We start from the raw sequence: 11,617 nt of genomic DNA, 5'->3' as shown, positions 1-11,617 counted from the left end.
CCCGGCGAACGACAGCCACGGCGGGCGATCTGATGAAGTGACCCTCCCCTTCTCTGTTGTCTGTCCTGTTCGATCCGTACAGCCGTGGCGATCACCGTCTGGAACCCCTTGCCTAGATCGGCCCCAGCACGCATGACGCGCCACTGGCCAGTGGCCGGAACCCCTTCAACCGATCGGCTCCGGCCACCTGACCGTCTTTACTGCTGTCCTCGTACTACTGCTACTTCACCAGCTTCGCGGGCGCACCAGCTCCACCCGCGTCTTGCACTTCCTCATCGGGACCCGCACTGCCTGAACTTCTGGTCCCGGTCCTACTCGGCCGCGAAGACGTTGTCGAAACCGTCACCACACGCGACCGTTGTGTCTCACCTCGCGGGTAGTTACATCCTCTCCCGCGCCTGCTAGACATTCTCTCTCGCTATAAGGAGAAGACTACACACACCCATCGACGAATGTCTACCCCAGCCACCACAGATTTTCTGTCGCCATGGTGCGCCCGAACGGAGCAGGTACACATCTCCGCATAACATCGCCCCCGGACGAAGGGCGGGCAGCCAGCCGGGCAGATCGAACATCGTCGGCTCCCAGCCACTGCCTGCCCTTGCGAAACGGAAGGCAGGCACACGACATCTCACTCGTCCTGTGTAGACGGATTTGCGTAAGTGCTGCCGTATCAGCGGACCCGACGCCCCAACGTACAAGCGATAGCGCCTAGCACGGCGAGCGTCTCCAACGACGCCTAATGGTTTCGTGTCACTCCTAAGGGCTTGTCGTCCTGGCAGCGGTATGCGACATGCCGACATGTTTACCCCGGAGGGCGTCTTCACCCTGCAGCGCTCTCGGGAGGACAACGATGTCGCGCCACAACGACCATCAGACGAGCTTGAGCAGGCGAGGTTTTCTTGGCGGAGTCACTGCCGGAGCGGCTACCGCGGTCGCCATGGGGCCACATGCGGCACTCGCCCAGGACGTCGCGCCCGCAGCAACCTCGCCACGATTCTTCGGCCGCATGTTCAATTTGCCGCCGTTCGCGCCGGCCAACGATCAAGTCAGGGCCGCGCTGCGGGAGCTCGGCAGACCCGGCGGATTGATGGATGCCCGAGATCCCTTGCGAGAAGGGCCGGTCCGGCTCATCACCAACCCAGAGTTGAGTCCCAACAACGTCGACAATCCCTTCCATACGGCCGGCACGACGTTCTTCGGCCAGTTCATCGACCACGACTTCACCTTCGACAACAACTCACCCCTCGGGATACCGACGAACCCGGAAACGTCACCGAACACCCGCAACCCCACGCTGTCACTCGACTCGGTGTACGGCGGCGGACCCAACGTCAACCCCGAGTTCTACGACCCGGCCGACCGGGCGAAGTTCCGAGTGGAAAGCGGAGGACTCTTCGAGGACGTGCCCCGCCGAGCGGACAACGTGGCGATCATCGCCGATCCGCGCAACGACGAGAACCTGATGATCTCCGGCATGCAGGCGGCCTTCTTGCTGTTCCACAATCGGGTTGTGGACCAGTTGCGGTCCCAGGGTGTGCCGGCCAACCAGGTCTTCGCCGAGGCACGACGCCTGGTCACCTGGCACTACCAGTGGATCATCGTGCACGAGTTCCTGCCACAGATCATCGGTTTCGGCATCACCCAGGACATTCTGCGCAACGGTCGCCGGTTCTACCGGCCCATCCCCGGCCAGCACTTCATGCCAGTGGAATTCCAGGGCGCCACCTACCGGTTCGGGCACAGCATGATCCGGCCGTCCTACCGGGCGAACCTGCGCGGCGACCCCGGCGGGAATCCCGCCACCGGCGCGCCCGCCTTCTTCGGCTTCATCTTCGACCCCGCCGGGGAAGGCCAGCGGGATCCCGTCGACCTGCGCGGCGGCGCCCGCGCGCCACGCAGATTCATCGGCTGGCAAACGTTCTTCAACTTCGGCGACGGCCAAGTGCGGGCCAACAAGCGCATCGACACCAGGATCTCCACGCCACTGTTCAACTTGCCACTGGCCACGATCCCGTCCGGCGACCCACCGACGTCACTACCGCAACGCAACCTGCTGCGGCACCTGACCTGGTCGCTTCCGTCAGGTCAGCGGATCGCCACCGCGATGGGCATCCCGGTACTCGGCCCGGACAGCTTCCCCGAACTGCGACCGCTGGGCGCCGGACTGGATGCCAGTACCCCGCTCTGGTACTACATCTTGAAAGAAGGCCAGGTACTCGGGGACGGCATCACACTGGCCGGGGTAGGCGCGCGACTGACCGGCGAAGTGTTCATCGGACTGCTGGAACTGGACCCCGCCTCCTACCTGGCAACCGACCGCAACTGGCGGCCGACCTTGCCGAGGCGCACCGGGTCGACCGGCGACTTCACCATGGTCGGCCTGCTCACCTTCGCCAGGGTCGACCCGGCCAGCCGAGGACAGTGACGGCAGCCGACATCTGGTGAACAGGGAAGGTTGACCGGCCTCACGACCCACTCACGTCGGGTGGACCAGCAATGCAGGGGAGGTTTACGCGACACCGTGAGGCCGGCAACCGCAGCACAGCAAACCGAGCCAGGCCACACCGCTCGCTGTGGGACATCGGTAGGTCCACTACTGGGACAACTGGAGCGATGGTGTTCGGTCGTTACCTTGCCCTAACTGGCATGTTCGCGCCGGTCGAGTACCCGCCTCGCGGCACGGTTGTCGAACTTCTGCAGCTCCACCGGCTGTCCCACACAAGCGAGAACAGCAGCTGAACCACGCCCAAGTGGGGCCAAGGATTGCAGAACAAGTTCGGTGGCCGAGCAACGCGTCATACACCCTGCTGACACTCGGGCGGGAAGTACCGATCCGGCGAGCCCTGTCCTCACCATCCGGTGCGCCCACAGCATCCTGACGCGCAGGTCACAGCCACAAGGCCCGCGGCACGAGTCTCTGCCACATCCAGCGCGAGCGTCTCTACAGCTCCGTCGTCCACTAAGGACAGACATATCACACCTATGTCGAGCACAACAAGAGAACAACCGCGCTATCGTTCGTCCGTGGGACGGAGCCCGGCGTTCCTCGACCTAACAGTGAAGTCCTATGTAGACGAAACAGGATGGCAGCTACTTTACCCTGTTACACAGAACGCCCGCCCCAATGGCGGTGGGCCCATCGCGCGACGAGCATGCTTCTACGATTCACTGATCGAACCAGGAAGCCGGAACAACCCGGTTTCCGGCCTGCGTCGAGACACACGAGCGGGCCACCTGCCCGTGACCAGTTCGTTTGACAGACCCACGTCAGTGGTTACCCTTCACCTACGGAGTGCTTTTCCTACGCGTGGATCTGATGTGGTCCCAAACGCTAGTTTCCCTAGATCACAACGCCATTTGCGGTCAGCTCACGTTGCCATGGCCGAAGGCGCATGTCGTGCGCGGCTGGCAACAGTTCCCGCTGCGATCGCACTGAGCTACGCGCCGTGGTGGTGGTCGAGCCTGGACGTTTGGCCGCCGGCGGGACCCTTCGGGGCTTTGGCGCTTGTGCCAGTACTCGCTGCCCTGGTGGGTTGGCATGGCCTTCGGTCTGCCCCGCGGGGACCGCAGATCCACGACCGGCAACTCGATCTCATCATTTGCTTCTTGGCAACGGTGTCAGCGGTAGTGCTACTCGTGCTCGCTCCGCAGCACACTGCCAGTGGCGCGTACGCATTGGTGCCGTGCCTGATGGCTGTGGCCATCATCGCGGCCGGTTATGGATCGCGAGCGTTGTGGCAGGTGCGGTGGGCTGTTGTGCTGCTGGTTCTGGCCTGGCGTGCCCCTTGGGCCGTTCTGGCGGATCAGGTGTCACCGCAGGCGACAGCAGCCGGGCTCCACCTCAGTGTCCTGCTGATGCCGAGCGCGTCGTTGGGCGTCAGTGATCGTATGACTTCTGTCCTGCGGGTGCCGCACTCCGGCGATTTCGTGACGCTGGATCCAGCAGCGGGTGCAGGAATGCTTTTACTGCTGTATGTCGGCATGTTGTGTGGTGTTGGATGGTCTTTCTGTGTTGTCGGCGCTATGCGACGGATAGGCGCCGTTGTGAGCGGTACGGCGATAGGGACTGTGCTCGCCGCCGTGGAGTGGACGTGCACGATGTGGCGTGCTCGATCCGTCGGGCCCATTGCAACTGTTGAATGGGCATCGGGTGGGATTCATCGTTTCACTGCGGTGACCATAGCCGTCGTCGCGCTCGTTGCCTTCGGCGTCCGTTTGCTGCGTAAGGGCCACCCTCGGCGACAAGTGGACAGAAACGGTGGAACTGAGGCGGGAGTGGCCCGCCGCCTGGCAGAGGCTGTGCCCCATGCATGTGTGGGCACGGTAGTAGTCGCCGTCCTTGCGGTCGCCTTTCTTGTGCTCGGTGTGGTGAAGTGATGACCTTTGTCACCGAGTTCTCGACATCTGTGACATCTGTGTGGCTCAGGACGGCGTGGATGGTCGCTCGGCCATAGCCGCACCGCCACCGGGCGGGATCGACGACGTAGCTGAGCCCATCGACCGGCGAAAGTCCTCATTGGACAGCACGGCTCCGTGCGGGCCTTCACCGTGGTAGCGCGATCTTGACCACCCTTCGTGCGTCTCCAGAAACAGCTCAGCCTTAGGACTTAGTCGTCTAGTGCTATGCGTGTGCAGATCGCTACTGTCGGGCACGGCCATGTGCATATGTACTTCCGCAAGTTGCCTCGTGGAGGGGTGAACATATGGCAGGGATCCGCAACGGCACGTCGGCCCGGCTCTACCCGCGTACCGTTCTTCGAGACCCTCGTGTCCAAGGTCAAGAAGTGCGGGCTACACCCGCAGCTACCATGCCGTTCCTTGTGCGGTTGTCCCGCATCGGTTGATCGCGTGGTCACTCGATGAAAGGCGTTCCGGCCAGGTGCGGCCGAGCCAGTGGCCTCAACGTGCTGTCTCGGCACCCTAGGGCAGTACTGGCTGACTCCGGTGACGAAGCGGCACGACGGCTGCGCGTAGAACTTGCCGCCGACGCCTTGGCAGAGGCAGCACCCGAACTGTCGGCGCGTCGGGGTCGGCGAAGCCGTTACCACCTCGTCGTGGCCGGGTCTCTACTGGTTGTCGGGGCATTGGCCGTCTTACTGCAGCCCAGGGCAGTAGCTCTGGTTGTCGTTGCCGTCGTTATCGCGTTATATGCCGCGACTCTGTTGCACCGAGTAGAGCTGATGCGTCGTGCCTTGGCGAACGACGGGACGATAAACGTCTCGGACCAAGAGGCTCGCGCGGTGCCCGACGAGGAGTTACCGGTCTACACCGTCCTGGTGCCCGCTTATCGCGAGCCGGAGGTGATCGCGGCTGTCGTTGCTAGCGTGGCGTCGCTGGACTATCCGGCCGACCGCCTCGAAGTGCTGTTGCTCCTGGAAGAAGACGATGCGACGACCATCGCGGCAGCGCGGACGGCGTGTGCCGGAACGCCAGTCGAGATTGTCCTAGTGCCGGCCGGGGAGCCGCGTACGAAGCCGAGAGCGTGCAACTACGGCCTCATGCTCTCGTCGGGTGAATTCATCACCATATTTGACGTTGAGGACCGTCCCGAGGTCCTGCAACTGCGCAGGGCAGTCGTGGCATTCCGTCGCAGCAGGGCGGACATCGCCTGCTTGCAGGCCCGCCTGTCCTACCACAATGCTGAACAAAATCTCATTACCCGATGGTTCACGACTGAGTACGACACCTGGTTCCAATGGTTGCTGCCGGGGCTGGTAGCCACCGGAGCGCCGATTCCGTTGGGCGGCACCTCGAACCACATCCGGCGGGAAGTGCTATGGGACGTCGGCGGTTGGGATCCCTACAACGTCACCGAGGACGCCGACCTCGGCGTGCGCCTCGCGCGTTACGGCTGGAGTGTGGCCATACTCGACTCCACGACCCACGAGGAAGCCAACAGCGACTTTGTCAACTGGATAAAGCAAAGGTCCCGTTGGTACAAAGGCTACCTGCAGACGGTCCTGGTACACATACGGTCACCGCGCCGATTGATCAACGATCTTGGCGCCAAGGGCGCTGCGGGATTTCTCCTCTTTGTCGGCGGCACTCCGTTGCTGGCCATGTTGAATCCAGTCTTCTGGGGTTTGACAGCCTTGTGGTGGCTGAACAGGCCTTCGTTCATGGCGGAGCTGTTCCCGGCGCCTGTGTACTACATCGGCATGGCGTGCTGGGTACTGGGTGGCTTTAGTCTGGTCTATTTCGGCGTGGCGAACGCCCGTTCCAGCGGCAAGCCACAGCTCGCGTTCAGCGGCCTGATGGTGCCGCTGTACTGGCCAATGATGTCGTTGGCCGCTATCAAGGCGTTCGTGCAACTCGTATTCCAGCCCTCCTACTGGGAGAAAACCACACACGGCCTTTTTCAAGCTGGTTCCGTCCGCAGTGACCAGCCACCACCAAAGCAGAACACTCAGCCACTTATCGCGCCGGAGAGCTCACTCGCTCGCGGCCAAGAAGCTGAGCAAGCCGTGACCGCCGTCGAAACCGCGTCCCCTCCGACCGGGCGGCACCAATCACGGCGGCGGCGGATTACTGCGGCGCGGCTGCCGGGTTCAGGTGGGTCGCGCGCCGAACACTGCGTCTTCTTCGGGTTCCTTACCTTGTACATCGTCGTTGGTTGCTGGCTGATCTTCGGACAGCACAGCGTCATGGGAGACGCGCTCTCTCGGGTGGCCAATGCCAACTACGTACTTTACAGCCGTGAACCAAAGCTAGCCAACATAGGATTTGTGTGGACACCTCTGCCGTCGCTGCTGTTTCTGCCGTTCCTGCCGCTCAAGCATTTGTGGCCACCGCTCGTTGAACAGGGCCTGCTGGCCAACATCGTCTCCGCCATCGCCATGGCGAGCTCGACGAGGGTTCTCTGTGGACTGCTCAGTGAGCTGCACGTATCTCGACGGGTTCGGATTTGGCTGACGGTGGCCTTCGGGCTACAACCGATGATCATTTGGTTCGGAGCCAACGGGATGACCGAAGCGCTCCTTATCGTCTTCCTACTGCTCGCAATTCGTCGTCTTGTCCGATGGACCGCCAATATGAATCCGCGACACCTGATGGCGGCGGGCGGGTTCCTCGCGCTGGGTTACCTGGCACGATATGAAGTCCTGGCAGCGGGTTGTGCGGCAATGGCCCTGGTGTTCGCACTATCGTGGTGCCGTTCGCCCGGAGGGCGTGCCCAGCGAAGACGCGCGGCTATGGTGGACGCCCTCCTTGTTGGAGGGCCACTAATGGCAGCCTTCGCGCTGTGGGCAATCGCCAGCTGGGTAATCGTTAGTCATCCGTTCGAACAGTTCAGTTCCGTCTACGGAAACTCCGCGCTCGTTCAAAAGGGTGGAGGGAACGCGTCCACTGACCCGTCATTACTGGCAATGCAGTGGCTGATCCTGACACCACTACTCGTTCCCGTTCTTGTCGCGGCGATATTTCTTGCTGTGCGCCGACACGACGTCTCTCTAGTCGCGCCGGTCGGCCTGCTTTCTGCCGTTCTCGCATTTCAAGTTGCCGCATACTTTTCCGGTTCACTCTTCGGATTCTTGCGTTACCAAATCGTCGTCGTCCCCATGTTGGCCGTGCTGGTCGGTTACTTGTACCGCCAGAACCAGCCGATCGCCGTTATCCTCGAGGGGCGTCGCAGAGAATGGCTCGCAGGGCTGACGGCCGCGGCTTTGATGATCCCGGGTATTCTCACCTCAGGGTATGCCGCCATGATGAAACCCGAGTTCGCTACGGAGGAATGGAACCACGTGCGCCCGGCGGTGCTGGCCTCGCTGGGCCACCCACAACCTGTGACGGGTAGTTATAACGGAGCATTCGAGATCGATCGAGAGGTTGCGGCGCACCTGGACGCGCGTCGGCTGCCACCCGGCAGCGTGGTGGTCGACTCCGGCCCTGGCTTCGCCGTCCTCGTCGCCAGCGCCAACCCACGCCAGTTCGTCATCACCTCTGACCGCGACTTTGAAGGCGCCGTTACCGATCCAGTCGGGCACAATATCCAGTACCTTCTCGTGAGCAGCGACCACTCACAACATGACGAAGTCGCGGCCACGTGGCCCGATCTCGCGCGAAGTTCGGCGAGTCCGTTTTGGGCCGAGGTCGATGTTGTCTTCGCGTCTCACAACCACCCGAAGACTCATGGATGGACGCTTTGGCGTGTTCGATCCATGCCTTGATGGCGATGGCCAGGGGTGTTACCTGGTCCCGCCAGCCCGCCGTATACAACATGCTCCTGAATCAGCGGCTTCAGAAACTCGAAGCCACCTATCCAACATATAGCCCAGCTAAGATGTCGCACTTAGGACGCAGCCGTCAAAGTTATCGCGACAGGGTGCTTGGCTGCTTCGGGCAAATGCAGCCAGGCTTGCGTGCTGACTTCTTTGTTGTCCACCTGGATGGGGATGTATCTGGCCGGGTCGATGCCGTCGTAGCCGTGACGGACGATGCCGTGATGGATCAACTCGGAGACAACGACGACTACGCCCGCGTGTGGCGACTGTTGGTACGCCGCTGTGCAGTTGACCAGGCGGCAGGCCAGGTTGAGGTCAACGCCTGCCCAGCCGTAGGCGTCGCGGTGGATCTCGCCCGCGTGGACGGACACGCGAAGATGGATCCGCGAATCCTGTGGTGTGGCCGCGTTGTGCTTGCCGACAGCGGCAGCCAACGCGGGAATCATCGGAGAGAGCAGATCTGCCTTGGAGACGGTGGCCGGGACGAGGGCGATCATTCCGTCGCCGCGATCCTCGATGACAAGCTGCGCCTTGGGTACACGCGCAGCGCGGAATGCGGTACGGACCATCGCATTCAGTGCGGCTCGGGTGTTGAGTTGAGTTCGGTTGTCCCACCGACCGGATCCGGTGATGTCCAGCACCACGATCGACCGGTGTTCGGGTCGCTGCTTGCCAGATGCCATGCCGCCACCATCGCCCGGCCGCGCCGTGTGCACATGAGTACCCTGCCACTCAACACCAAACGCGCACACACTCAGTCCGGCAAGATGTCCTTCAACTGGGCTCGGCTCGTGATGTGGAGTTTGGCGAAAACGCGGTGCAGGTGGTTTTCCACTGTCCTGGGCGACAACACAAGCCGGTCCGCGATGGCGGTGGTGGTGAAGCCGGTCGCCGCCAACTGGGCAACCTCGCGCTCGCGCTTGGTCAGATTCGGCGGGTGCAGCGCTCGCAGCGCTGGGGTCCGGGCCCCGTCACAGCGTCCGGCGAGAGCCAACGCGCGCATGGTGGCTCGCTGTTGATCACGGGTGTACCGGTGCGCGGTCGCGGCCTGCGCACTCGCCTCGGCCGCGTGCAAGATCATTCCCAGTTCCTCGAACCTCTTCGACACCCGGTCCAAAGCCGGTCCTTCTCCCGCGCGGGCGTGCTCAGCGCAGATCCGCACAAGTTGGCCGTGAGCCTCCAGTGTGGACAACCGACGTGTGACTAGATCGGCTTCGCCCAACCGGACCACGTCGTGCAAGGCCAGTACCTCGATTCCGACAAAACCCCGGCGGCGTGCCGATGCGGCGATACGCAACGCGAGACTGATCGCCTCGTCGATTCGCCCGGCGGCCGCACTCACCCATGGCCTGGCGAGGTCGACCCAATACTGGAACGGACGCAGCGCCGGAGACCACAGCTCGTCAGCCTGCGCCAGGAACTTGCTGGCGTCAGCGGCGTTTCCGCCCAAGGCTGTGGCGTGGGCGAGTTCGCCAAGGCATGCCGAACGAAGCAAGAACGAGGGCCAGGCACCCAGTGCCGCGCCGGCCCGACTTCGGTGTGCGGCCTGGTGGATCTGGCCGCGGAAACGCGCGACGTGCGCGTACTGCAACTCGCTGGCCGCCACGGCCATGTCCCAGGTTCCCTGATAAACGTCCGACGCAGCCCGCTCGGCCTCAGCCAGCCGCCCGGCAAACAGGTTGGCGTAGTGCCGAGCCGTGTCGAGAATCAGCCGGACCAACGGAAGATCGTGGATCCATGCCTCGCTGGTCTCATCGGCACGGCGAATGGCGGCGATCGCATCGTCGCTCCTACCGCTGTGCGACAAGGACAGCGCCGCGTCCGCCCACACCGTGGCCTCGGCGGCCGGGGTGACCGCGGGTTGCTTGATCAGCTCCTGCGACCGGCAGAGTGCCTCCGCGCAATCACCAGCCCAGAACCGGTGGTTGGCAACGTATGAAGACATCTGGCGACGGATCGCCGGATCCGAGATCTTGGTTTGTTCGACGGCCAGCAGGGCATCCGCTTCGGCCAGCCGTTGCAGGCCGAACGAAAGATTCTGCACCCGGCCAGTCACGTAGTCCATCCGCTGCTGGTCGGTCATTGGCTGCGTGGCCACCGAACTGAGCACGCTTTCGGCTTCCTCGTACTGTTCTGCCCAGTTGAGCACCTCGCTGAGCAACAGCGCGGCGGAAACGCCGCCACCAGCGTCGAGCGCGGCCCGCCCGATCCGGCACGCCAAGCCGATATCGTGTGCCGCCCACGCTTGACGGCCCGCGGCCAGCAGCCGATCCGGATCCGATGCTGTCCGGCTTTCCAGGCGCCACACGCAAACACGCAGCACATCGCCACGACGACGAGCACCGGTGGACTCCACCGCCTCCGCCAGTTGCTGCTGGATCCGGCGAGCGCGCAGCACCGGGCAGCCGGCCCGGACCACTTCGCCGTAGAGCGGATGGGCGAGCCGGACGTTGGTACGACGACGATCGGGGCCGACCACGATGAGTCCCTTGTCCTCAAGACGCTCCGCCAACTCCAGCCCAGCGAGCTTGGCCGCGATGTCCACACCGAGCGGCTCACCGAAGGCGGCCACCTCCAGCGCATGCCGTTCCTCGTCGTCGAGGCTGCCGATCCGGTTGGTCACGAGCTCCACCAGCCGCGGCGTCACGGCCACCGTGCCGGACCATCGCCAGATGCCGTGTTCATCAGTCAGGGCACCACTTTCCTCGGCCGCGATGACCACTTCGCGCAGGAGCAACACGTTTCCCTGACACAGCGCGGCAAGTCGTTCCCGGGTGCCCTTCTCAACCGGACCGCGCAGTGCCGCCTCGAGGACTCGCCCGATCTCGTCCCGATTCAACGCGTCGATGTCAGCGCGCTCGACAACCTCGTCTTTCCACAGCGCGGTAACGGGTTCTGGTGCGGGCTCACTATTGCGAACGGTTGCCAGCACGAAAGCCGCGGAGGACCGCGCCAGCTGTGCGACCACTGCCGCCGTGGCCAGATCGAGGTGATGCGCGTCGTCAACGGCAAGCACCAGCCGTCGTTCGCCCGCAGTCGCGACCAACTGGTCGGCAACCCACCTGTGCACATTCAGCCGCGGATCGACATCGGCCAGCTGAGCCGGCAACAAATAGGCGACAGCGCCAAACGGGACGTCTGCCACCGCTCGGCCAGCCAGCAACACCTGCGCCGCGTACCGTCGTTCGTCAAGCTCCTGTACCGCTTCCCGTACCAATCGGCTCTTGCCCACCCCGGCCTCACCGGCCAGTACCAGGCCGGACACCCGAGGGTCACGCAACGTGGCCCGGACCAGGGCAAGTTCCTCCCGCCGGCCGACAAACGGCCACGACCGATGCACAGACACAGGCTAGGCAGCCAAAGAGAGCACCACGATCCGACAGACGGGTGCTTCG

The 11,617-nt window shown here is 63.5% G+C and carries 4 protein-coding genes; 2 read left to right on the top strand and 2 right to left on the bottom strand.

Translation table 11 applies throughout. The features are described from left to right. Positions 1–940 precede the first annotated feature (940 nt). Entirely contained in the window at positions 941–2,428 is a 1,488-nt protein-coding gene (locus B9C43_RS52730; protein WP_084434746.1) for a peroxidase family protein, read from the top strand. A 2,815-nt stretch (positions 2,429–5,243) separates the two neighbouring features. After that, positions 5,244–8,168 carry a glycosyltransferase gene (locus tag B9C43_RS52720; protein ID WP_235039358.1) on the top strand — a complete coding sequence of 975 codons (2,925 nt, stop codon included), beginning with the start codon at positions 5,244–5,246 and terminating at the stop codon, positions 8,166–8,168. Between the two features lie 122 nt (positions 8,169–8,290). Here the strand turns inward: B9C43_RS52720 and B9C43_RS52715 are convergent, their stop codons facing one another. Then, on the bottom strand, positions 8,291–8,905 hold the full coding sequence (locus B9C43_RS52715; RefSeq protein WP_084434753.1) for a hypothetical protein: 615 nt from the start codon (positions 8,903–8,905) through the stop codon (positions 8,291–8,293). Between the two features lie 71 nt (positions 8,906–8,976). After that, positions 8,977–11,562 carry a LuxR C-terminal-related transcriptional regulator gene (locus B9C43_RS52710; protein WP_160097385.1) on the bottom strand — a complete coding sequence of 862 codons (2,586 nt, stop codon included), beginning with the start codon at positions 11,560–11,562 and terminating at the stop codon, positions 8,977–8,979. Positions 11,563–11,617 lie beyond the last annotated feature (55 nt).

This window comes from Kibdelosporangium aridum (genome assembly GCF_900176515.1).
GTDB classification, from domain to species: Bacteria; Actinomycetota; Actinomycetes; order Mycobacteriales; family Pseudonocardiaceae; genus Kibdelosporangium; species Kibdelosporangium aridum.
The sequence above is the reverse complement of the archived record's forward strand: the minus strand, read 5'-3'. Positions and strand labels throughout refer to the sequence as shown.

Excerpts from the sequence above, each read along its gene's own strand:
- B9C43_RS52730 (WP_084434746.1), top strand. The coding sequence starts at position 941 with ATGGGGCCACATGCGGCACTCGCCCAGGACGTCGCGCCCGCAGCAACC.
- B9C43_RS52715 (WP_084434753.1), bottom strand. The coding sequence starts at position 8,905 with ATGGCATCTGGCAAGCAGCGACCCGAACACCGGTCGATCGTGGTGCTG.